Source organism: Vibrio albus (genome assembly GCF_003144035.1).
GTDB classification, from domain to species: Bacteria; Pseudomonadota; Gammaproteobacteria; order Enterobacterales; family Vibrionaceae; genus Vibrio; species Vibrio albus.
Genome location: NZ_QFWT01000002.1, coordinates 346,561 through 368,277 on the forward strand (window position 1 = coordinate 346,561; position 21,717 = coordinate 368,277).

22 protein-coding genes and 1 other RNA gene are annotated in these 21,717 nt (G+C 46.8%); 10 read left to right on the top strand and 13 right to left on the bottom strand.

All coding sequences use genetic code 11. The features are described 5' to 3' along the window. Positions 1–4: 4 nt before the first annotated feature. Genes DI392_RS05215 through DI392_RS05225 form a run of 3 tightly spaced genes read right to left on the bottom strand, consistent with a single transcriptional unit; the run spans position 5 to position 2,353 of the window. A complete protein-coding gene (locus tag DI392_RS05215; protein ID WP_109318847.1) occupies positions 5–1,249 on the bottom strand; it encodes a hypothetical protein in 1,245 nt (414 codons plus the stop codon). After that, entirely contained in the window at positions 1,246–1,878 is a 633-nt protein-coding gene (locus tag DI392_RS05220; protein ID WP_109318848.1) for a PilW family protein, read from the bottom strand. The genes DI392_RS05215 and DI392_RS05220 overlap by 4 nt, the downstream gene beginning before the upstream one ends. After that, positions 1,859–2,353 (bottom strand): GspH/FimT family pseudopilin, encoded by a 495-nt coding sequence (locus tag DI392_RS05225; protein ID WP_109318849.1) that lies wholly within the window; start codon positions 2,351–2,353, stop codon positions 1,859–1,861. The genes DI392_RS05220 and DI392_RS05225 overlap by 20 nt, the downstream gene beginning before the upstream one ends. A 36-nt stretch (positions 2,354–2,389) precedes the next feature. Here DI392_RS05225 and DI392_RS05230 point away from each other — a divergent pair, with 36 nt between their 5' ends. Beyond that, complete coding sequence (locus DI392_RS05230; protein ID WP_425445678.1) at positions 2,390–2,866, top strand: type IV pilin protein; 477 nt, start codon at positions 2,390–2,392, stop codon at positions 2,864–2,866. 112 nt (positions 2,867–2,978) lie between these two features. On the opposite strand, the gene dnaJ is transcribed toward DI392_RS05230, so the two are convergent. From dnaJ to grpE, 3 genes are all read right to left on the bottom strand, one after another. Next, positions 2,979–4,136, bottom strand: a complete 1,158-nt coding sequence (gene dnaJ / locus DI392_RS05235) for a molecular chaperone DnaJ (RefSeq protein ID WP_109318850.1) — start codon at positions 4,134–4,136, stop codon at positions 2,979–2,981. 248 nt (positions 4,137–4,384) lie between these two features. Further along, positions 4,385–6,307: a molecular chaperone DnaK gene (gene dnaK, locus DI392_RS05240; RefSeq protein ID WP_109318851.1), complete on the bottom strand. Its 1,923-nt coding sequence runs from the start codon at positions 6,305–6,307 to the stop codon at positions 4,385–4,387. Between the two features lie 247 nt (positions 6,308–6,554). Further along, positions 6,555–7,175 (bottom strand): nucleotide exchange factor GrpE, encoded by a 621-nt coding sequence (gene grpE / locus DI392_RS05245; protein WP_109318852.1) that lies wholly within the window; start codon positions 7,173–7,175, stop codon positions 6,555–6,557. A gap of 175 nt (positions 7,176–7,350) precedes the next feature. Here grpE and nadK point away from each other — a divergent pair, with 175 nt between their 5' ends. The 3 genes from nadK (at position 7,351) to bamE (ending at position 10,559) form a co-directional block, all read left to right on the top strand. After that, positions 7,351–8,235 (top strand): NAD(+) kinase, encoded by an 885-nt coding sequence (gene nadK, locus DI392_RS05250; protein ID WP_109318853.1) that lies wholly within the window; start codon positions 7,351–7,353, stop codon positions 8,233–8,235. A 148-nt stretch (positions 8,236–8,383) separates the two neighbouring features. After that, complete coding sequence (recN, locus tag DI392_RS05255) at positions 8,384–10,045, top strand: DNA repair protein RecN (RefSeq protein ID WP_109318854.1); 1,662 nt, start codon at positions 8,384–8,386, stop codon at positions 10,043–10,045. Between the two features lie 154 nt (positions 10,046–10,199). Further along, entirely contained in the window at positions 10,200–10,559 is a 360-nt protein-coding gene (bamE, locus tag DI392_RS05260) for an outer membrane protein assembly factor BamE (protein WP_109318855.1), read from the top strand. A gap of 63 nt (positions 10,560–10,622) precedes the next feature. Here the strand turns inward: bamE and DI392_RS05265 are convergent, their stop codons facing one another. Then, on the bottom strand, positions 10,623–10,961 hold the full coding sequence (locus DI392_RS05265) for an RnfH family protein (RefSeq protein ID WP_109318856.1): 339 nt from the start codon (positions 10,959–10,961) through the stop codon (positions 10,623–10,625). Beyond that, on the bottom strand, positions 10,961–11,389 hold the full coding sequence (locus DI392_RS05270; protein ID WP_109318857.1) for an SRPBCC family protein: 429 nt from the start codon (positions 11,387–11,389) through the stop codon (positions 10,961–10,963). The genes DI392_RS05265 and DI392_RS05270 overlap by 1 nt, the downstream gene beginning before the upstream one ends. Before the next feature lie 127 nt (positions 11,390–11,516). Here DI392_RS05270 and smpB point away from each other — a divergent pair, with 127 nt between their 5' ends. Further along, positions 11,517–12,002 (top strand): SsrA-binding protein SmpB, encoded by a 486-nt coding sequence (gene smpB, locus DI392_RS05275; protein ID WP_109318858.1) that lies wholly within the window; start codon positions 11,517–11,519, stop codon positions 12,000–12,002. A 68-nt stretch (positions 12,003–12,070) separates the two neighbouring features. Beyond that, positions 12,071–12,438, top strand: a transfer-messenger RNA (tmRNA) gene (ssrA, locus tag DI392_RS05280). A 398-nt stretch (positions 12,439–12,836) separates the two neighbouring features. On the opposite strand, the gene DI392_RS05285 is transcribed toward ssrA, so the two are convergent. From DI392_RS05285 to queD, 4 genes are all read right to left on the bottom strand, one after another. Beyond that, complete coding sequence (locus tag DI392_RS05285) at positions 12,837–13,778, bottom strand: sensor domain-containing diguanylate cyclase (RefSeq protein ID WP_109318859.1); 942 nt, start codon at positions 13,776–13,778, stop codon at positions 12,837–12,839. Positions 13,779–13,900: 122 nt separating this feature from the next. Continuing rightward, the gene (locus tag DI392_RS05290) at positions 13,901–14,596 is read right to left on the bottom strand and encodes a pirin family protein (RefSeq protein ID WP_109318860.1); all 696 of its coding nucleotides are present in this window, start codon (positions 14,594–14,596) and stop codon (positions 13,901–13,903) included. A 262-nt stretch (positions 14,597–14,858) separates the two neighbouring features. Next, complete coding sequence (gene queE, locus DI392_RS05295; RefSeq protein ID WP_109318861.1) at positions 14,859–15,554, bottom strand: 7-carboxy-7-deazaguanine synthase QueE; 696 nt, start codon at positions 15,552–15,554, stop codon at positions 14,859–14,861. Then, complete coding sequence (gene queD, locus DI392_RS05300; protein ID WP_109318862.1) at positions 15,551–15,907, bottom strand: 6-carboxytetrahydropterin synthase QueD; 357 nt, start codon at positions 15,905–15,907, stop codon at positions 15,551–15,553. The genes queE and queD overlap by 4 nt, the downstream gene beginning before the upstream one ends. A gap of 371 nt (positions 15,908–16,278) precedes the next feature. Here queD and nifJ point away from each other — a divergent pair, with 371 nt between their 5' ends. From nifJ to nqrM, 4 genes are all read left to right on the top strand, one after another. Continuing rightward, positions 16,279–19,848, top strand: a complete 3,570-nt coding sequence (gene nifJ / locus DI392_RS05305; RefSeq protein ID WP_109318863.1) for a pyruvate:ferredoxin (flavodoxin) oxidoreductase — start codon at positions 16,279–16,281, stop codon at positions 19,846–19,848. Positions 19,849–19,991: 143 nt separating this feature from the next. Beyond that, on the top strand, positions 19,992–20,297 hold the full coding sequence (locus DI392_RS05310; RefSeq protein ID WP_109318864.1) for a DUF134 domain-containing protein: 306 nt from the start codon (positions 19,992–19,994) through the stop codon (positions 20,295–20,297). Then, a complete protein-coding gene (locus DI392_RS05315; RefSeq protein ID WP_109318865.1) occupies positions 20,294–20,755 on the top strand; it encodes a NifB/NifX family molybdenum-iron cluster-binding protein in 462 nt (153 codons plus the stop codon). The genes DI392_RS05310 and DI392_RS05315 overlap by 4 nt, the downstream gene beginning before the upstream one ends. 12 nt (positions 20,756–20,767) lie before the next feature. After that, positions 20,768–20,983 (top strand): (Na+)-NQR maturation NqrM, encoded by a 216-nt coding sequence (gene nqrM / locus DI392_RS05320; protein WP_109318866.1) that lies wholly within the window; start codon positions 20,768–20,770, stop codon positions 20,981–20,983. 98 nt (positions 20,984–21,081) lie between these two features. On the opposite strand, the gene DI392_RS05325 is transcribed toward nqrM, so the two are convergent. Continuing rightward, positions 21,082–21,684 carry an acetate uptake transporter gene (locus tag DI392_RS05325; protein ID WP_109318867.1) on the bottom strand — a complete coding sequence of 201 codons (603 nt, stop codon included), beginning with the start codon at positions 21,682–21,684 and terminating at the stop codon, positions 21,082–21,084. Positions 21,685–21,717: the final 33 nt, after the last annotated feature.

The following is a 21,717-nucleotide window of genomic DNA, read 5'->3' on the forward strand; positions in this document are numbered from 1 at the left end:
ATGCTTAGAAATCATGCCAGCTCCCCGCGATCCATGTTGGTTTACGGTGTGCTTGCCGGGCCTTTTTTACCACATCACCGTCAAAACTGAAATTAGTCGATGTATTAAAAATCGAAGACTGGCCCGGAGTATCAAAATACTGAGCACCAGAAAAAGAGAACGAACCATGCTGGTAGTAAGCCGCAATTTCGGTATAGCTGGAATCCGTAATAGCAGGGTTATTATGGTACAGCTCCCCCTTGGCATCTAATCCATTCCAGTCAGATTTAGTCGGTGTGTAGTTATGATTAAAATGGAACAGCACGCCTTTAAACCGATCCGACTTCGTCGCGTCGGCAGATTTACCCATTAATGATAGAATGCCGTCATGCACCACAATAGTCACCCCATCGGCCTCCTGAGTTGCCTGTACCAACGCTTTATATTCGCTGGTTTTTATTTCACAGCCGCCTTCCACCCAAATATGTTTTTCACCACTCTTAATCAGGTTTGTTAATTGTTCCCCACAATTTTCCAGCCTTCTTGGTTTTCCGGGTACCACTCCCCCATTTACTGTATGGAATTTCCCATTTTTTCTGACCTCCTCATGTTTCTCTGCACTCACACCAAAAAAATCTTCAAACGGGCTGACATCCGGATCCCTGGTAAAATCTTCTTTATCTTGACTAACCATATTTTGGCTGAAGTGCTCAGATGCACAATCCTTATTGTGACTATTAAAGTTCTCCGACGGCGACAAACCATGTATAACTCCTTGATTATTTACTGTCTCACCGGGGCGAAAGCGTGATTTATAACGGACAGCCACACACTCCCAGCCATCATTTGTATACTTCCCGGGATCTGGAGTAGAAACCGTCACGCCACCATGAAAATAAAGATCAGAACTGGCCTGAATAGCCCCCGTCCCCAAATTCCCACCATACTGAAGGTGTTTAGTGATACGGGCGTGAGAATACTTGGAATCTACCCGGTATTTTCCCGCCCCATCATTTGTGACAGTAATGTTCAGTCCCGATTCCAGATTGCAATTACCAGGGACAGACGGAATCCCCGTTGTCTGCGCCTGAGCATACAGGCACTCAAGCCCACCTTCCGCTATCCAGTGCTCCTGACGGGATTTCACCTCATTTTGTGCCCGCTTAATCTGGAAAAAAATACTGCGGTAGCTGGCGACAGATAGTGCCAGAGAGACAACCATCAGTAAGCTGGTGACCACTAAACTTATCGCCCCTTTCTGCCTGATCATTGCCAGTTCCTCTGTTTGATGGTGGCAGACATGGTTTTGGTCACTGAGCTATCCCCGCGCAGTTGACCGGATATCGTCATCGTTACCAGAGCAGAACTGACGCCATTGCCTAACGGGGTAGTCTGCACCTCAAACTTCATGAGTTTAATCTGATGTTGATCCAACATAGAGGTATATCCGGAGCAACTATCGATAACCAGTACCGGAGAGGTCGAATCTTCACACAGAGAAACCACCTTTTTTCCGCCGGAATCTCTCTGTTTGAAGGAAACCACCTGTAACTGTCCACCCTGATTTTCATACACATAACTCAACCCGGTTGGCCATGTATGTATAACATTGCTCGCCCCGGACAATATGGCACTGCCTCCGCCACTCTTCTGATACCCGGCACGCTTAATATCTTCTTTTACATACTTCAGGGTATCCGACAGGTTTTGCATCAGCAGTAGCTGCTTACTTCTCTCTGCTGCCAGTTTCTGACCGGAAATAAACACCGAACCGACTGCCGCCAAGGCTATCAGGCTCAACATACTTGCCGTCATAAACTCAATCAGAGACGCGCCTCGTTGCCGGGTGTAAAGGTTCAATGCTTTCTTTTTGTTATTTCTAACAGGCATCATACCCATAATGGCCTCCGCATATTCTTAGTCTCCCGGTTACATTATGAAAGATCATTTTCAGCTGCTTTTCCGGAGCCCCTTGTACAGCAAAAGTAATATTTCCGGCACCAGCCGGTTTTCCATTGACTCTGTCGAGTTCAATCTTATTCCACCCGACACTGAGAAGTTCTCCCTCTCCCCGGCTAACCATAATGGCGTTATGTGCCGCGTTCGCGTAAGTCACAGCACTTTCCGACCCCCTTAAAGCCAGAACCCAGCCATTGAGGCTATCCCCTTGCTCGGCATAATGGATCCAAAGGTTCTGATTACGCATCACCGTTTCTGAACGAGCCTGTACAAAAAAACCCTGAAATTCAGATGCCAGCCGTTTAGCCTGATGAGACTGATACAGACGTTCAAAAGCAGGAGCGGCTGTTGCCAGCAGCACACTCATCACTAACAGAGAGATCAATACTTCAATAAATGTAAACCCGCGAGGCATTTCCCAAATCCTGATGCAAATCAATGCAGCCTAAAAATGACACTTGATGCAATGCTATCAGTTACTGACAATAGCGAAAAAAGAGAACGGGAAGTGCTGGAAATGATTCGAATAAATTTATGCAAGCCATACAAAACAATCAGTAAAGGAATGACATTACTCGAGATCCTGATTGTTGTTGCCATTATCACGATCCTGTCTAGCATTGCCTACCCAAGCTATACCAAACATGTACTCAAGGCTCACCGGGCACAAGCGATTACGGATATGGTGAAGATTCAGCTAAAGCTGGAAGAAAGCTATACCTCAGCAGGAAGTTATAATTTAAGCCTGCTGGGAGCCAACTGCCCGACAACGTTATGTGAGTCAGACAGTAACAGATATACATTTAAGCTAACCAGCACTAATACCTATACCATCACAGCCACTCCTGTTGGGGTACAGACCACCGATGACTGCGGCACCATGACTCTGAATGCCAAAGGAACGGGATCCCCGGCTCACTGCTGGTAGAGGGCTGACTGCTCATAATAAAAAAGCCGGTTGGGATAAACCCCGGCCAGCTTTGTTGTCTCTTATTGACTGCTATTATCTTAAACCAGACGCGGCTGGCTCATGGCGACTCTTAGCCTGTCAGATCATCGAAGAACTTCTTCACACCATTGAAAAAGCCTTCTGACTTAGGGTTATGTTTATTGTGCTTAGATCCCTTTTCACCACCACAGCTCTCTTCAAACTCTTTCAGCAGCTCTTTCTGGCGGGAACTTAGCTTAACTGGCGTCTCTATCACCAGCTTCACGATCAGATCGCCAACACCACCACCACGTACACCTTTAACGCCTTTACCGCGCATACGGAACATACGTCCGGTCTGCGTTTCTTCAGGTACTTTCAGGTTGACACGACCATCAAGAGTCGGTACTTCAACTTCACCACCCAGAGCAGCCTGAGCAAAACTTACCGGCACTTCACAGTATAAGTTATTGCCATCTCGTTCGAAGATCTGGTGCTCACGTACATGAACCTGAACATACAGATCACCCGCAGGTGCTCCCTGCTCCCCGGCTTCACCTTCACCGGAAAGACGAATACGATCACCAGTATCCACACCGGCAGGGATCTTCACATTAAGAGTCTTGGTTTTCTGCTTACGGCCCTGACCATGACAAGCCGTACATGGGTCTTTAATGATCTGGCCTTTACCATTACAGGTTGGACACGTTTGCTGAACCGCAAAGAATCCCTGACGCATCTGTACCTGACCATGACCATGACAGGTTGGACACGTTTCCGCCTGTGAACCTGACTTAGCACCTGATCCGTGGCAGACATCACATTCAACCAGCGTTGGTACCTGGATCTCTTTCTCACAACCACGAACCGCTTCCTCAAGAGTAAGATCCATGTTGTAACGTAAATCGGCCCCTCTCTGGGCACGGGCATGACCACCACCACGACGGCCGCCGCCAAAGATATCGCCAAAAACATCGCCGAAGATATCGCCGAAATCAGCACCGCCGCCACCAAAGCCACCGCCGCCGAAGCCGCCGCCACCTTGTTCAAAAGCGGCATGACCATACTGGTCGTAAGCCGCTTTTTTCTGTGGATCGGTTAAGATTTCATACGCTTCTTTTACTTCTTTAAACTTATCCGCAGCCGTCTCATCTCCCGGATTTCTGTCCGGGTGGAATTTCATCGCAAGACGCTTATACGCCTTTTTAATATCTCGTTCGGATGCATCACGGCTTACGCCTAATATTTCGTAAAAATCACGTTTTGACATGTTTTCAACTACCAATTTCTTCCAAAAAGAAGCCGCTGCTTCTCCATTTTTTATATCGATCTAGATAATATCACTGCTCAGAAATCAGTTGGTTACCTGAACCCAGATAGTATTATCTAGACGGACTCTGTACTACAAACATGCGGGCGAGAGAGAAACTCTGACGCCCGCAGGTAAACAGAAAGAATGTTCTTTAAGCCAGAAAACATGAGGTTAAAGTTTAACTCATGCCTTCCAGCGACAAGAAATTACTTCTTGTCGTCGTCTTTCACTTCTTCAAACTCAGCATCAACCACGTCATCGTCCTGAGACTGCTGTTGACCGGCATCTGCACCACCTGCAGCTTGTTCTGCCTGAGCTTTCTGCTGAGCGATTTCCATCAGTTTCTGAGAAGCAGAAATCAGAGCCTGTACTTTTGCGTCGATAGCTTCTTTGTCATCGCCGTTCTTCGCTTCTTCCAGCTCTTTAATCGCCGCTTCGATCTTCTCTTTCTCGTCAGCCGGCAGAGCGTCACCCGCTTCTTCCATTTGCTTACGTGTACCGTGAATCATCTGATCAGCCTGGTTACGGGCAGTGACCATTTCTTCGAACTTCTTGTCCGCTTCTTTATTGGCTTCTGCTTCTTGTACCATTTTTTCGATTTCATCATCGTTCAGACCACCAGAGGCCTGAATAGTGATTTTCTGCTCTTTGCCAGTCTGCTTGTCTTTTGCAGATACGTGCAGAATACCATCCGCATCCAGGTCGAATGTTACTTCGATCTGAGGCATACCGCGTGGAGCCGGGTTAATACCTTCAAGGTTGAACTGACCAAGAGATTTGTTGTACATCGCTTGCTTACGTTCACCCTGCAGTACGTGGATAGTTACTGCACTTTGGTTGTCTTCTGCAGTAGAGAACACCTGGTTCGCTTTGGTTGGGATAGTTGTGTTCTTCTCAACCAGTTTAGTCATCACGCCGCCCATAGTCTCGATACCCAGAGACAGTGGCGTCACGTCAAGCAGCAGTACGTCTTTCACGTCACCAGCCAGTACACCACCTTGTACCGCAGCACCAACAGCAACTGCTTCATCAGGGTTTACATCGTGGCGAGCTTCTTTACCGAAGAACTCTGCAACTTTAGCCTGAACCATAGGCATACGAGTCTGACCACCAACCAAGATGACGTCAGTGATATCACCTACAGACAGGTCTGCATCTGCAAGAGCGACTTTTAGCGGGTCAAGAGAACGCTGTACCAGATCTTCTACCAGTGATTCCAGCTTCGCACGAGTCACTTTAATGTTCATGTGCTTAGGACCGGTTGCATCCGCAGTCACGTATGGCAGGTTCACGTCTGTCTGTTGTGCGGAAGACAGTTCGATTTTTGCTTTTTCAGCCGCTTCTTTCACACGCTGCATCGCCAGAGGATCGTTCTTCAGATCGATACCCTGGTCTGATTTGAATTCAGCTACCAGATAGTTGATCAGACGGTTATCGAAGTCTTCACCACCAAGGTGGGTATCACCGTTGGTTGCCAGTACTTCAAATGTTTTTTCGCCTTCAACTTCGTCAATCTCGATAATAGAGATATCGAAAGTACCACCACCAAGGTCGTAAACCGCGATAGTACGGTCGCCGCCTTCTTTGTCCAGACCATAAGCCAGAGCAGCTGCAGTCGGCTCGTTGATGATACGCTTAACTTCAAGACCAGCGATACGACCAGCATCTTTTGTTGCCTGACGCTGAGCATCATTAAAGTAAGCAGGAACAGTAATGACTGCACCAGTTACTTCTTCACCCAAGAAGTTTTCAGCTGTTTTCTTCATTTTTTTCAGAACTTCAGCTGAAACCTGAGGAGCCGCCATTTTCTGGCCGCGAGCTTCAACCCAAGCATCACCGTTATCAGCCTTAACAATTTTGAATGGCATGATTTCGATGTCACGCTGAACTTCCTCGTCTTCAAAACGACGACCTATAAGACGCTTGATCGCGAACAGCGTATTTTCAGGGTTAGTTACCGCCTGACGTTTTGCAGGTTGACCAACCAGTGTCTCGCCATCGGTATAAGCGATAACCGATGCCGTGGTGCGTTCACCTTCAGCATTTTCGATTACGCGTGGTTTGTCACCGTCCAGCACGGCAACACAAGAGTTAGTAGTACCTAAGTCAATACCAATGATTTTACCCATCAGATTATCTCCGAAATTCAGTCTATTCTTTTTTGCTATATCCCCTATGTGGGGATGTGGAACAGAGATTCAACCCTGCCCCTTAAAATAAAACGCAAGAGTTTGCTTCATGTATGCCCTTTAGATAAGGCCTGTCCAGGCGTTTTCAAGGGGCAACCGTTATAAAAATTTCGCTTTCGTATCTATAAGATATTAAAAAAGGCCGAACCTGAAAGATACGACCCTTTAACCAATTAAAAATTAAGAACTATTTTGCAACCATTACCATTGCAGGGCGAATAACCCGACCATTCAGTTCATAGCCTTTTTGCATCACAAAAATCACTGTATTCGGCTCGTGCTCCGGGCTTTCCTGAATCGACATTGCCTGATGATACTCAGGATTAAACGCTTCACCTTCAGGGTTAATTTCTTTCAGGCCAAATTTAGCAACCACATCAACAAATGTTTTATGTGTCAGCTCCACCCCTTCCAGAATAGGTTTCACAGCTTCGTTCTCAGCATCTGCCGCCTGAATAGCACGCTCCAGGTTATCAATCACTGGCAACAGCTCTTCAGAAAACTTATTCAGCGCATATTTGCGAGCTTTGTCTATTTCCTGCTCGGTACGGCGACGCATGTTTTCCACTTCCGCTTTCGCTCGGATCACCGAATCCTGCTGTTCTTTCACTTTGGCTTCACTTAGCAAAAGGGCCGCTTCTAACTGGGCGATTTGGGCCTCTTCGATTTCCTGCTCGCTCTCTTCATTCCAGTCGATATCAGCATCAGAACCAACGGCTTCCGCTTCGACTTCTTCTGCTTCCTGTTCAGCTGGCGCTTCTTGCTTTTTCAGCTCTTCTTCATTTACCTTGATTTCTTCGTTGCTCATGATATCTCCAGACCTCAGATTCATTCTGTTATATCGGTTTACAGGCCAGTACGGTTGCATAACGCACAATTAACCTAAACTTGATATAAAAAACTCGCACATTCAAACTTGTTGCCTTTATTATGGGGACGAAGATTTGTGATTCAAGCATAAAGTTTCAAACTGGACTAACCGAATGAACAAGCCGTTTAATATCATCGCCGTTATAGGAAAGCCGCGCAGCCAAAAAGCGGTACAAACTCATAAAGATCTCTTTCACTGGCTGAACGCGAAAGGCTACCCGGTATTAGTCGACGAAAGGCTGAAAGACATTCTAGATGAGGTTCCAGCCGAACATTTTACCAGCCTGCTGGATATCGGCGAAAAAGCCGATCTGGCTATTGTCGTGGGTGGTGACGGCAATATGCTCGGTGCCGCACGGGTACTTTCCCGCTTCGATATTTCAGTGATAGGTGTTAACCGGGGTAACCTCGGCTTTTTGACCGACCTGAATCCGGAAGATTTCTGCTCTTCGCTGGAAAACGTACTGCAAGGTCATTACATAGAGGAAGAGCGCTTTCTTCTTGAAGCCGAAGTGTATCGCCACGGGCAGATCCGCAGCCAGAACTCCGCACTGAACGAAGTCGTACTCCATCCGGGAAAAATTGCCCATATGATTGAGTTTGAAGTCTATATTGATGATACCTTTGCCTTTTCTCAGCGCTCCGATGGCCTGATTATCTCGACCCCAACCGGTTCTACCGCTTATTCTCTGTCAGGTGGAGGTCCTATCCTATCACCAAGCCTTAACGCCATTTCAATCGTGCCAATGTTTCCGCACACTCTGTCTTCACGACCTTTAGTTGTCGACAGCAAACGGCAGATAAAATTGCTGGTTTCTCCGGATAACCGAGGCACTCAGGAAATCAGCTGTGACGGACAAGTCTCTCTTCCTGTCTCTCCCGGCGACGAAGTGCTTATTTACCCAAGTCCGAATGTACTCAGACTGATCCATCCTGAAGACTACAGTTACTACCACGTACTCAGGAATAAACTGGGGTGGTCAAGCAAGCTCTTTTGATACTCAAAACCGGCTCACAATCATTCCTGTGGCCGGACTCACAGAAATAAATTGTTCATAAAAAAAACACCAGTATAACTTTACTGTATAAAGAAACAGTATATACTGTTTTCTTATACAGTATTGTTTAATTATACAGGTGCTCATCATGCTGGCTCATTTAAGTGTGAATAATTTTGCGATCGTTAAATCTCTGCAACTGGAACTGTCACAAGGAATGACAACCATTACCGGTGAAACTGGTGCTGGTAAGTCTATTGCTATTGATGCCCTTGGCCTTTGCCTTGGCGACAGAGCAGAAGCCGGTATGGTGCGTCCGGGAGAAGAAAAGACCGACGTTAGTGCCGCATTCCTTTTGGATAACAATATTAACGCAACCCGATGGCTGGAAGATAACGACCTTCTGGACGGTAATGAATGCATTCTGCGCCGTTTGATCACCAAAGAAGGCCGATCCAGAGCTTTTATCAACGGCAGTCCGGTTCCCCTTTCCCAGTTAAAAGCTCTAGGGCAGAAGCTGATCAACATTCATGGCCAGCACGCCCATCATCAGCTAATGAAAAATGACTACCAGTTGTCCATGCTGGATCAGTATGCTGGTCATTCAAACCTTATAGAAAAGACTCAGAAGAGCTACCAGCAATGGCGCTCAACCGCCAATAAACTCAAAGAACTGCGAAAGAACAGTCAGGAAAACCAAGCCCAGAAACAACTTCTGGAGTATCAGATCAAAGAGCTGGATGAACTGGCTATTGGTGAAACTGAATTTTCTGAGCTAGAGCAAGAGCATAAGCGCCTGAATAACAGTGGCGATCTTGCAGAGAACTGCCAACAAGCCATCACACTGCTGTATGAAGGTGAAGAAGTTAATGCACTTAGCTTGTTGCAGGCGGCCAGCCAATCTCTAATACAATTGGCAGAGATCGATCCTAAACTCTCTGCACTGCCGACCATGCTGGATGAAGCCATTATCCAGATAGAAGAAACCAACAGCGAATTGCGTAATTATCTGGATAGCATTGACGTGGATCCGGAAAGGATGGCTTATGTGGAAGAGCGCTTCTCTAAAGTCATGTCGATTTCACGTAAACATTATATTCAGCCGGAAGAGCTATATACTCACCACCAGCAACTGCTTAAGCAGATAGAAGAGCTGGACTGCTCTGATGAAAAGCTGGATGCTCTGGCTGAAGAGGTAGAGGGAAACTATCAGATTTACTTATCTGCTGCCGAAAAACTGGGGAAATCACGAACCCGCTACGCAAAAGAACTGAATAAACTGATCAGCAAAAGCATGCATGAACTGAGCATGGAAAAAGCTCAGTTTGATATCCAGGTTGAAGCAGATACCAAGTACGCCTCTCCGCTTGGCATTAACCATATCGAATTTACTGTATCAACTAACCCGGGCCAACCCCTGTTACCAATAGGCAAAGTAGCCTCTGGTGGTGAACTTTCCCGCATATCTCTTGCGATCCAGGTGATTACCGCACAGAAAGTAGATACCCCAAGCCTGATTTTCGATGAAGTCGATGTCGGTATCAGCGGACCAACGGCGGCTGTAGTGGGCAAAATGCTGCGTACGTTAGGCGAATCTACTCAAGTGCTCTGCGTGACCCACCTGCCTCAAGTGGCTGGCTGCGGTCATCAACAACTGTTTGTGGCCAAACAGGCTAAAGCGGGTAAAACCGAAACGCGGATGCATACCCTGAATGAAGAACAACGCGTATCAGAGTTAGCCCGACTGCTTGGTGGCAGTGAAATTACAGAAACAACACTGGCGAATGCAAAAGAGCTTCTGGCAGCCTAAAAAGAGATCTTCCCATGAAAACCAGATGATCATTGCAACTAATCTAAAAAATAGTGGTCACATATAGTACTTTTACCCAGTACCTTTTTACTTCGCGGCTGAGCTTGTTTATTATCAGCCTGGTTTTAGATTAGAGATGTAAGAAATATCAGCTATGCAGTTTAAGAAGTGGTTAGTTGCAATCCCGCTGGCAGTCACCATGCTGACCGGCTGTTCCGTGGCAGAAAAGCTCGTTTATCGAATCGACATTAATCAGGGAAACTATATAGAACAGGAAGCTGTTGACCAGTTGAAATTTGGCATGACAAAAGAACAGGTTCGCTATGTCCTTGGTTCTCCAATGCTGGTAGAAAATGGTTACCCAAATACCTGGTACTATATTTACCACCATACTCCGGGCCATAGTGATCCTATACAGAAGAACCTGCTGGTTCATTTCGATGCTCACAATACATTAATAAATATTGCGGGTGACTTTAATACCGGAGATGCATTTTTTCAGCAACTGAACTAATCGGCAACCTGATTTACCTAAGACAAAGGCTCGCCAATGCGAGCCTTTGTGCTGTTTAAATGACTAGTTTTTCCGAAGAGCATTGGGCTTTCCACCTGTCACAGGATCGGCCGTACCCGCTTCTTTAGCCTGTTCAGCTCTTTTTCTGCGAATCTCTTTAGGATCAGCCAGCAACGGTCTATAGATTTCTATTCTGTCTTTATCCCGAACCGTTGCATTCAACTTTACGTTACGGCTGTATACACCGACCGTATTTTTTTTCAGGTCAATTTCCGGATAAGCCTCCAGGACACCGGATTGCTTGATAATTTCTTCTACCGTCGAATTTTTATCGACGACCTCGGTAAACACTTTCTGCTCATGAGGCAGTGCATAAACCACTTCAACCTGAATCGTATCCATCAGTACACCTGCTTTGCCCGCCGGGTAAAAGCGGTCACCATATTATTAGTTAGTTCGCTAAACACTCTTCCAAAAGCCGCTTCAATGAGTTTACTGGAAAATTCGAACTCCAGCTTCAACTCCACCTGACAGGCGAAATCATCCAGTTCAGTAAAATACCAGCCCCCCTGAAGATGCTTAAATGGTCCGTCTACCAGCTCCATTAAAATAGAGGAGCCATTTACCAATGTATTTGAAGTAGTAAAGGTTTTACTGATCCCCGCTTTTGAGACATTCACCGATGCCAGCATCCGCTCACCAGAATGCTCTAACACCTCTGCACCAGCGCACCCTGGCAGAAACTCAGGATAACGAACTACGTCATTAACTAAATCATACATCTGTCTGGCACTGTACGACACCAGTGCCGAACGCCTGATCTGTGGCATTCAAACTCCTCACATTCCTCTGTATACAGAAGATAAAACATAATTCCGGAGATTTCTCTCAGAAAAGACGACATTCCCAAACAAATAAGGATTCTCAACACGCAAGTAATGCGTATAATGCACCATTATGGCAAAGAAAAAATCAAAAACCAAAGCGGGCAGCAATACCATTGCTTTAAATAAAAAAGCCCGTCACGAATACTTTATTGAAGACGAGATAGAAGCGGGCCTTGAACTGCAGGGGTGGGAAGTCAAATCCCTTCGCCAGGGCAAAGCTAACATCGCCGAAAGCTACGTATTTATGCGTAACGGTGAAGCTTTTATCAGTGGTATGACTATTACTCCGCTTCAGCAGGCATCAACCCACGTGGTTGCTGACCCGACTCGCGTGCGTAAACTGCTGCTTTCTCGTCGGGAACTGGATAACCTGTTCGGTCGCATTAACCGGGAAGGTATGACCCTGACGGCACTATCTCTGTACTGGTCCCGTTCATGGGTGAAGCTTAAAATTGGTGTCGCCAAAGGTAAAAAATTGCACGATAAGCGTACCGATTTAAAAGAAAAAGATTGGGCTCGCGATAAAGCTCGTATTATGAAGGGCAAATTGCGCTAAACTTAATCATATAGAGGGAGATAAACTGGACAGAGATAATTTTTCTGATACCATGCTTCCTCTTACCTGGGGCTGATTTAGGATTCGACGGGAATTTTGCAGTCTAAGGTGCATGCCGAGGTGCGGTAGGCCTCGTTAATAAACCGCAAAACAATAGTCGCAAACGACGAAAACTACGCACTAGCAGCTTAATAACCTGCTCAGAGCTCTCTCGCCCTAGCTTCCGCACGTAAGACGGGGAATCACGAGAGATCAAACCCAAACGCGCTAGCCCGGATTCTCCCACCTGAGAGATGAACGGCGAATTATAATTCAGGTTAGTCATTCATTCGCGTGTCGGTTCGCAGGTGGGTGGTGAAATTAAAGATCGACTAAGCATGTAGTACCAAAGATGAATGGTTTTCGGACGCGGGTTCAACTCCCGCCAGCTCCACCAAACCAAAGAAAAAGACGTCTTAGGACGTCTTTTTTCTTATCTGCAATAACGTAAAATCAACAAGTTACAGTGTATTGGCGTCTATAGGTGTCTACCCACAGCTTTGACTTTTAGTAACCAATGTAGGAACCTAGATATTGTGTTCCTAACTTTTAGTTACTAACTATACCTAGAACGACGCTACCTCTATCCGCTAAGGAAATTGAAAACGCTAAGCCAGGATGCATCCAACTCGTCCGGCGGTTGAAAGCATCTATTCTGCCAGATTCTCATTTCTTTCCTTTGAATAACCAAAACAATAGGAAAGCCTTTATTGTCTTTTTCTTAAAAGGATAGATAAAAAAGAATGGACACCGGTTATAGTCCTTTTAAATAGGAGGCTAATGTAAGGTTTAAACTCAGTTAACCCCCTCATTAACCTGTTCTTCATCAAAGACTGTCACTCGATTTCGCCCGTTTCTTTTCGAGTGATACATGGCTTTATCTGAACGGGTGAGGATATATTTGCACTCATCGTCATCAGGTTCAAACTGTGAAACGCCGATGCTGACTGTCGTGACAAACTCTAGACCATCGATGCGATAAGGCGAGCTCTCGATTCTCTGTCTCAACCGGTTAGCAATATCACTGGCTTGCTGGATAGTGGTATTGGCGAGGATAATAGCAAACTCTTCGCCGCCTATACGCCCTATTACATCAACATCCCTGAGCTCAAGTTTACTCAAATCCGTGACATGCTGGATAATTTCATCGCCACCTAAATGACCAAACCGGTCATTAATGGCTTTAAAGTGATCGATATCCAGCATAAGAAAGGCGGTGTTAGTTTGATATCTCCGATAAGATTTCAATGCGAGAGAAAGCTTCGACATAAAAGCACGACGGTTTAAGATTCCGGTCAGCACATCAATTTCGGACAGTTCCCGAAGCCGTACCTCCATATAGTGTCTGTCATTCACATTTCTTGCCGTCCAGATAACCACTCTGGTGCCGCAATCCATAGTGAAGGGTTGCAGAATGCCTTCCACCCATAATTCATCGTGTACTTCTAACTCATAAGGTAGTGTCTGCATGTGTTCATTACTGAAATGATATTTCATGTACTGAACCTGATTCGTATCCAGTGTTTTCCTGATAGAGTCCTGGAACATCATGGCCATATCGTCGGGCATGGCATCATGCAGTTTGCATCCGATATACTCTTTGCAATCGGAACCAATCTTATTCTCACCCCCACCAAATACATGCAGATATTCGCCTTGTTCTGAAAAAATAAAAACATGGTCAGGCAGTGCGTCCAGTATTTTAAAATATTGCTCTGATGATAAGCCTTTCTGCATATTGATATTTCTCAAAACAATAAGTCACAATTCACCTAAAGAAATACCATCATAGATAGAGCATGAATTTTAATCAATTCAGAATGAATAGAATAAGGCATGAAACATGCCCTAAACTGATCCTACGGCAAATCAAACACCAGAGCGGTCACCGTTTCAGTGCTCTTATTCACCAGAGAAATCCTGCTTTGCTCAGTCACTTTTGCCGCATCTCCGGGCGTGATTTCTACGTTATCCACCAGTAAGTTACCCGTTATCTGATGAATATAGGTACTTCGCTCACGGCTGGTTTCATAGTCCAGATCCATTTCGGGCTTAAGCATCAAATGATGTAACACCGCATCCTGTTTTATTTTTAGTGTGCCGTTGTCACCACTTTCCGTCGCGATGGTTGTCAGACCGTGCTGCTTATCAAACGCTTTCTGCTGATACCCCGGAACGCCACCCGGTGTATGCGGCTGGATCCAGATCTGAAGCAGGTGCAGGTCATCCTTAGAGGACGGATTATATTCACTGTGTAAAATACCGTCTCCGGCTGACATTAACTGAAACTCACCAGCGGGGAGGATCTCGGTATTCCCGGCACTATCTTTATGTTCAATCGCTCCATCCAACACATAGGTGATGATTTCCATATCCCTATGCCCATGGGTAGGAAAACCAGCTCCAGGTTGGATCACATCTTCATTAATCACCCGTAAGGCGGAAAAATTCATATGCTGTGGATCATAATATTCACCAAAAGAGAAGCTGTGTCGGGTATCTAACCAGCCAAAATTAAACCGGCCGCGATCTTGTGAATGTCTGATAGTAATCATTTGGAGCCCCTCGTCTATCACTTCTGTTAAAGAAGAGTCTAGGGGGCTTCAAATCAAGAAAAAACCGGAATATTTTGACGTGTCACTTCAATTTTTTTGAAGGCTATGACAGTGGAATGAAGCCTTCGGAAGTGAGGGATAGCGTATACTTGAAGTCAAAAAGGAAAATGGTAATGCTTAAGCTGACTTTGGTTCGACATGCAAAATCCAGCTGGGATAATCCTGAGCTTCCCTGAATTTGCTGAGCGTCTCCGCCAGAGGCCTAAACTCCAGTCGCATTACCCCACAAATAAACATGCAGTTGCGGCAACACCGTCACGTTATACCAGCCCCGCTCCATCACACTATCCACCAGCTTGCGCATATTGGCGGCTAACTGATTCTGGTCCGGTTCGTCGTCAATGAAAGGGTTGCAGGGCTGCAGGTACATAGGCAGCTCTGGGTGACGCTCTTTCATCTGCTCAGCCCAGAGCATATCGTCATCAGACGCTACCACGATCTTCAGGCTCACAGGAATATCACCGGCAGCGCGCAGGCAGGCTTCAAACCGCTCGGGACGAAAACGCATCCCGCTTGAAGGCGGTTTCGGACTGAAGGTGATCATATCCAAATCGGCAAACCATGGTGCAGAAACACTGCCCTGAGTTTCCATAGAGAAGCGGTAACCTTTGGCTTTACCAAGAAAAATCAGATCCGACAGATCCTGAGTAGCCGGGTTTCCCCCCGATAACGTGATCAGCAACGGCTGTCCTTTACTCAGGTGCTCGACTTTGTCCATGATCTGCTGAGGTGTCATTTCCAGCCACTCTGAACGATATGACCGGTCCACCGCGTGCAGCGTGTCGCACCAGTGACAACGAAAGTCACAACCGGCCGTGCGGACAAAAACAGTAGGTACCCCAATCGCGGCCCCTTCACCCTGAATCGTGGGACCAAATATTTCGGATATCAGGATCATGGTCGGTACTCAGCCCAGGTTTTCGGTGTTTCAGAGACGGCTACCGCGCAGGTTTCAGGCCAGCGAGCCAGACACCATTCATAGAAATGCTTCGCTAAGCGTTCTGCCGTGGTATTGTCGTTACCCAGCACCTCATTCAGATGACGGTGATCGATACAGTCGTCAATATAGGTTTTAAAAGCAGAAAGATCGCGATAGTCCCGCACAAAGCCGGTCTCATTCAGCGTGTCAGACGCCAGCTCCACGATCACTTCGTAGTTATGACCATGCAGGCGAGTACAAGGGTGATCATCAGGCAGCCCCTGCAACTGGTGAGAAGCAGAAAACTGAAAAGATTTACGGATACGATACATAGCGCATTGTCCTTGAGTCAGAATTAACAATGCAGCACTAAAAACCTCTGCCCGGAAAAGACAGAAGAGTGTGTTTTTAACCTGGTGCTACGACAGGGCTTAATCCCATGTGTGAACAAGGCGATTTAAGCGAAGCGGAGTGTAGCACAGCAGAAGAATAGCACCAAGACTTCTTCCGGATCGACCGGGAAAATCCCCCCATCCTTGACTATTATTAAGAGTGACTCCATGGCTTTGATCTAACGATAAGCCCAGACTCACAATAGTTCAGATTTACGCCAATAGAGCCACTACCCAATGCGAAAGCAGAGAATGGAGCTGGGCTGGTGTTATATCGACATTCGAACGAGTAATGTGAGCAAGGAGGATATATGCCTGTCCCCAGCACCCCGACCGTAAACGATAATGTAAAAGCAAATACCCGAATCATTGACGGCAGTGAAGCCGTCGCGTCTGTTGCCTATCGCTGTAACGATATTATCGGCATTTACCCCATTACCCCGGCTTCAGTCATGGCTGAACTGTGTGATGAATGGAGTGCCGCCGGTCAGCCAAACTTCAGGGGCAGCGTCCCGACGATTTTCGAAATGCAGTCAGAAGGCGGTGCAGCCGGTTTACTCCATGGGGCTTTAACGGCAGGCGCGCTGGCAACCTCGTTTACTTCTTCGCAAGGGTTGCTTCTTATGCTGCCCAATATGTATAAAATTGCCGGTGAGCTAACCCCATTTGTCCTGCATGTCGCTACACGAACCGTGGCCACCCATGCTCTTTCGATCTTCTGTGAGCATTCTGATGTGATGGCAGCCCGCCAGACCGGGTTCGCTCTGCTGGCTGCCGGTTCGGTGCAGCAGGCCCATGACTTTGCCCTGATCGCACAGGCCGCGACTCTGAAAAGCCGGGTGCCGTTCGTCCACTTCTTTGATGGTTTCCGTACCTCACACGAGATCAACCATGTGAAATGCCTGGACGATGAGACTTTACGAAGTATGCTCAATCCTCACCTGATCAATGAAAATTATAGGCGCAGGCTGACCCCGGACTCGCCCAGCCTGCGCGGCTCCTCTCAGAATCCGGATACCTATTTCCAGGCACGGGAAGCCGTTAACCGGTTCTATGATATCTGCCCGGATACCGTAGAAGAAGTGATGGAACAATTTGCCGATCTGACAGGCCGGGAGTACAAACCCTTTGAATACTATGGTGATGAAGATGCCACAGACCTGATGGTACTGATGGGATCTGCCACCAGCACAGTAAAAACGGCCATAGATGCGCTAAACCGGCACGGACAAAAAGTCGGCCTGCTCAGTGTTAACCTGTACCGTCCTTTCTCTGTCAGGCACTGCCTGAGGGAAATCCCGGCAAGTATCATCAGAATTGCGGTTCTGGATCGCTGTAAAGAAGCCGGAGCCACCGGGGAGCCCTTGTATCTGGATATGGTCTCTGCAATCAATCAGGGCTGGAAAAATACCCACGGCACCGGACTGCCTCAAGTGTTCGGTGGTCGGTATGGCTTATCCGCCAAAGAGTTTACCCCCAAACATGCCGAAGCTGTGTTTGCTCAGATGCAGAGCCAACACCTGGAGCATAACTTCACTGTGGGTATTATTGATGACGTCACTCACCTTTCTGTGCCAATGCCGGCAACCTCTGTTATCTGCGACCCAATAAAACTGAGCGCGATGTTCTTTGGCTTAGGCTCTGATGGTACGGTTGGTGCCAATAAAAACACCATAAAGATCATTGGTGAAAATAGCGATCTGTATGGGCAGGGCTATTTCCTGTATGACTCCAAGAAATCCGGTGCAATGACCACCTCTCATCTGCGCTTTGACACTAAATCCATTGATGAGCCGTATCTGATCGAACAAGCTGACTTTATTGGCTGTCATCAGTTTTCACTCCTTCACCATAACGATGTGCTGCAATACGCCAAACAAGGAGCCACCCTGCTGTTTAACAGTCCATATAATAAAGATGAAGTCTGGCAGCACCTGAGTTATCAGGATCAACAGCAAATTATTGATAAAGAAATGACCGTCTACACCATAGATGCCACCAAGGTTGCCAATGAATGTGGAATCCGTGGCCGGATCAACAATATTATGCAGCGGGCTTTCTTCCTGTTAACCGGCATTATTGATAACAGCCTTGCCCTGAAAGAACAGAAACAAGCGGTATTCACTACCTATAACCGCAAAGGACAGGCCGTTGTCGACGCCAACTATGCGGCAATCGAAGCCACGCCGAATGCCCTGCAACAGGTGGAAATCACACCGGATAACCGGGTACCAGACACCGTACTGCCGATTGTCTCCGCTAAAGCGCCTGAGTTTGTGAAAAATGTCACCGCTCAGTTGATGCAGCATAAAGGGGATTACCTTCCTGTCAGTGCCTTCCCGGTAGACGGGGCCTGGCCGACCGGGACCAGCAAATGGGAAAAACGGGATATCGCCACCTCCATTCCGGTCTGGATTGAGGAGAACTGTACCCAGTGCAATATCTGCAGTGTCGTCTGTCCTCATTCCGCAATCCGGACCAAAGTGATCCATCATGAGCACAGTTTCGACGATGCTCCAGCCTCGTTTAAAGCTGTGCCCTATAAAGCCCGTGATTTTAAAGGCGAACAATATACGCTGCAGGTTTCTCCGCAGGACTGTACCGGTTGTCAGCTCTGTGTGGAAATGTGTCCACCGAACAAGAAAGATGATACCAGCCGCCATGCACTGGCTATGGTTGACCGAACCGACATCAGCGCAGAACAAACCGATAACTTTAACTATTTTGTTGATCTTCCTGAGCTGAAACCTATTCAGATCCAACATATGGATGCCCGTACCAGTCAGCTTCTCGAGCCCTTATTTGAGTTCTCTGGTGCCTGTTCCGGCTGTGGTGAAACCCCGTATATCAAGCTGCTGACTCAGTTGTACGGTGACCATATGCTGATTGCGAATGCCACCGGCTGCTCCTCCATTTATGGAGGAAACCTGCCAACCACGCCATACAGCCAGAACCCCGAAGGGCAAGGCCCTGCCTGGTCTAACTCTTTGTTTGAGGATAATGCTGAATTCGGTCTGGGTATGCGTATGGCCGTTGATTCTGACCGGGAGCTAGCACTTCAGCTACTGGAACACTATAAAGAGACGCTTCCTCTGGAACTGTACAATGCCATTGTTCACTTCTCTGGTGATTCATCCGTCGAAGGGATCTCGGCCCAAAGAAAACTGATTGCACAATTAAAAGAGTTGTATGCCGAACATCACCCACTGCATTTGCATGCTAATGCTCTGATTGCGAAAAGCGTCTGGATAATCGGCGGGGATGGCTGGGCTTATGATATCGGCTATGGCGGTCTTGATCACGTCCTGTCCTGCGGTAAAAACGTCAATATTATCGTTTTGGATAATCAGGTTTATGCCAATACCGGTGGTCAGCAATCCAAAGCCACGCCAACCGGTGCCGTTGCCAAGTTCGCCAGTCAGGGAAAGAAAATGGTCGGAAAAGATCTTGGTATCACCTCAATGGTTAATGGCAATGCTTATGTTGCTACGGTCGCGCTGGGAGCGAATATGAACCAGACTATGAAAGCGATTCAGGAAGCCGAATCGTATCAGGGTCCGTCCATTATTATCGCTTACGCCTCCTGTATTGCTCACGGCATTGATATGGCCGAAGGGATAGAGCAACAGCGGCTGCTGATTGAATGCGGACTATGGCCTCTGTACCGGTTTGACCCAAGATTAAAAGAAGAAGGTCAACCAGCACTGCAGCTGGACTCGAAACCACCGAAACACGATGTCGAAGAGTTCTCCGAACTGCAGAACCGGTTCTTCCAGCTTTCCACCCGGGATCATGCCAGCTATGAAAACGTACTCAGCTCTCTGCGTGAGCAAGTCGATTACAAACAGTCCTTACTCACCCATCTGGCTGAATGGAAATAAAGAACATTCCTTTCCATAAGTCATGTCTTCTAAGGGCTGCCCCATTAGCGTTGGGTAGTCCTTTCCATTTAGGTTGTGATATTTAATTGGCATATGCCAATTAAAGTAATATACTGAATCCGACATTCAATTCGGGAGATGACATGGCCAGACCCAAAAAATGCCGTCGCATTTGTGGGCGACCAGCGCACAGCTGCTTCAAACCCAATGGCATACCACTGAGCAAGTTAACCAAAACCGACATGTTGCCGGAAGAGTTCGAGGCCATTCGTCTCGCTGACTATAACAATCTGACTCAGCAGGAAGCAGCGGATCAAATGGGCGTTTCAAGGCAGACTTTCGGCAATATTATTAGCAGTGCACGCTACAAGGTGGCCGCCAGTTTAGTGGAAGGCAATGCCATTATGCTGGAACGCCATACAGAAGACGATAAGGGGTCTGAATCATGATTTATGTAATACCACATAGCCGCGACAACGTAGCAAATCACTTTATGAAGGCAAGAAAATTCACCTTCTTAAACGATGATAATACGGTAATTAAAACGGTAGACAGTCCTGCGGCAGGTAATTCAAGCTGTAGCGATAAATCTAAAGCAATCAAACTCATCCAGGAAATGAAGGTAGATGCCGTTATTCTTCACAATATTGGCGAACGTTCACTGGGAAAACTATTGAATGCCGGGATCCGTGTGTTTCAGCTTCAGGAGAATGCTTCCGTCAGCAACGCACTGAATAGCCCGGTAACAGAACTGACTGACGTAAAACAGGCCCGCCCTTCCCATAACCACGAAAAGAAAGGCGGTTCGTGCTGCGGTTCACACAATAAAGATACGGCTCCCCGTATTGGTCAGCAGACTATGACAAGCGCGCTGAATAAGATATCATCTATTCGTCCAGTAAACTAACAGGCAATAGATATGACTATAGTTCTCATTACGTTCGGTGTTTTTCTCATCGTTATACTGTTAATGGCTATTGGTGTGATCCTGAATAAAAAGACCATTAAGGGTAGCTGTGGCGGACTGAATAACGTAGGTGTTGAGCGAGTGTGTAACTGTGAAGATACCTGTGAAGAACATCAGCAGACGCTGTATCAAATTTCTGAGCCAGGTGAATCTGACAAAGAAAAATAGACTTTTCTTTTAACACCCGCTTAGAACATTAAAAAGGCCTTGGTAAACCACCAAGGCCTTTTTATTTATCCATTTTCGGCTTCAATCAGCAACAATTATTATGCTGTTGCAGTTGCTGCTTCAGGTTGCTTAACGCGAGCAATACGCGGCTTACCGACAGGAAGAACTTCGCGGCCAAACTCGTTATTCAAAACCTGAGCCATCGCAAAGTACACAGCGCTCGCACCACAGAAGATACCTTCAAAACCAGCGATCATGCCGATAAATTCGTTGTGGGTGAAATCACGAATAGCCAGCAGGGCAAACAGGATTGTCAGAGAACCGAATACGATCTGTTTTGCTGTTGGATAACACAGAGAACCGATAAACATAAAGCCGGTAAAGATACCCCAAAGCGTCAGGTACCACCCCATGAACGGAGCCGGGCTTGCTGGCAGACCCATTTTCGGCATAACGATAAGACCAACCAGTGTCAGCCAGAACAGACCATAAGAAGTGAAAGCCGTAGTACCAAACGTATCACCACGCTTAAAGCACATAATACCAACGATAACCTGACTCAGACCGCCGTAAAAAATACCCATCGCCAGGATCATAGAATCAATCGGAAAGAATCCCGCATTGTGGATATTCAGAAGGATGGTAGTCATACCAAAGCCCATCAGACCTAAAGGTGCTGGGTTCGCTAGTTTTGTCGACATCTCGGCATAGCCCTATTCAAATTAGTGTATATT

What these genes read in the sequence shown, in the direction of transcription:
- DI392_RS05325 (WP_109318867.1), bottom strand. Translation starts at nt 21,684, where the DNA reads ATGTCGACAAAACTAGCGAACCCAGCACCTTTAGGTCTGATGGGCTTT.
- DI392_RS05225 (WP_109318849.1), bottom strand. Translation starts at nt 2,353, where the DNA reads ATGCCTCGCGGGTTTACATTTATTGAAGTATTGATCTCTCTGTTAGTG.
- recN (WP_109318854.1), top strand. Translation starts at nt 8,384, where the DNA reads ATGCTGGCTCATTTAAGTGTGAATAATTTTGCGATCGTTAAATCTCTG.
- DI392_RS05220 (WP_109318848.1), bottom strand. Translation starts at nt 1,878, where the DNA reads ATGGGTATGATGCCTGTTAGAAATAACAAAAAGAAAGCATTGAACCTT.
- queE (WP_109318861.1), bottom strand. Translation starts at nt 15,554, where the DNA reads ATGATCCTGATATCCGAAATATTTGGTCCCACGATTCAGGGTGAAGGG.
- dnaJ (WP_109318850.1), bottom strand. Translation starts at nt 4,136, where the DNA reads ATGTCAAAACGTGATTTTTACGAAATATTAGGCGTAAGCCGTGATGCA.
- dnaK (WP_109318851.1), bottom strand. Translation starts at nt 6,307, where the DNA reads ATGGGTAAAATCATTGGTATTGACTTAGGTACTACTAACTCTTGTGTT.
- nqrM (WP_109318866.1), top strand. Translation starts at nt 20,768, where the DNA reads ATGACTATAGTTCTCATTACGTTCGGTGTTTTTCTCATCGTTATACTG.
- nifJ (WP_109318863.1), top strand. Translation starts at nt 16,279, where the DNA reads ATGCCTGTCCCCAGCACCCCGACCGTAAACGATAATGTAAAAGCAAAT.
- bamE (WP_109318855.1), top strand. Translation starts at nt 10,200, where the DNA reads ATGCAGTTTAAGAAGTGGTTAGTTGCAATCCCGCTGGCAGTCACCATG.
- DI392_RS05310 (WP_109318864.1), top strand. Translation starts at nt 19,992, where the DNA reads ATGGCCAGACCCAAAAAATGCCGTCGCATTTGTGGGCGACCAGCGCAC.
- DI392_RS05215 (WP_109318847.1), bottom strand. Translation starts at nt 1,249, where the DNA reads ATGATCAGGCAGAAAGGGGCGATAAGTTTAGTGGTCACCAGCTTACTG.
- DI392_RS05285 (WP_109318859.1), bottom strand. Translation starts at nt 13,778, where the DNA reads ATGCAGAAAGGCTTATCATCAGAGCAATATTTTAAAATACTGGACGCA.
- nadK (WP_109318853.1), top strand. Translation starts at nt 7,351, where the DNA reads ATGAACAAGCCGTTTAATATCATCGCCGTTATAGGAAAGCCGCGCAGC.
- queD (WP_109318862.1), bottom strand. Translation starts at nt 15,907, where the DNA reads ATGTATCGTATCCGTAAATCTTTTCAGTTTTCTGCTTCTCACCAGTTG.
- DI392_RS05230 (WP_425445678.1), top strand. Translation starts at nt 2,390, where the DNA reads ATGACACTTGATGCAATGCTATCAGTTACTGACAATAGCGAAAAAAGA.
- grpE (WP_109318852.1), bottom strand. Translation starts at nt 7,175, where the DNA reads ATGAGCAACGAAGAAATCAAGGTAAATGAAGAAGAGCTGAAAAAGCAA.
- DI392_RS05290 (WP_109318860.1), bottom strand. Translation starts at nt 14,596, where the DNA reads ATGATTACTATCAGACATTCACAAGATCGCGGCCGGTTTAATTTTGGC.
- DI392_RS05315 (WP_109318865.1), top strand. Translation starts at nt 20,294, where the DNA reads ATGATTTATGTAATACCACATAGCCGCGACAACGTAGCAAATCACTTT.
- DI392_RS05265 (WP_109318856.1), bottom strand. Translation starts at nt 10,961, where the DNA reads ATGGATACGATTCAGGTTGAAGTGGTTTATGCACTGCCTCATGAGCAG.
- smpB (WP_109318858.1), top strand. Translation starts at nt 11,517, where the DNA reads ATGGCAAAGAAAAAATCAAAAACCAAAGCGGGCAGCAATACCATTGCT.
- DI392_RS05270 (WP_109318857.1), bottom strand. Translation starts at nt 11,389, where the DNA reads ATGCCACAGATCAGGCGTTCGGCACTGGTGTCGTACAGTGCCAGACAG.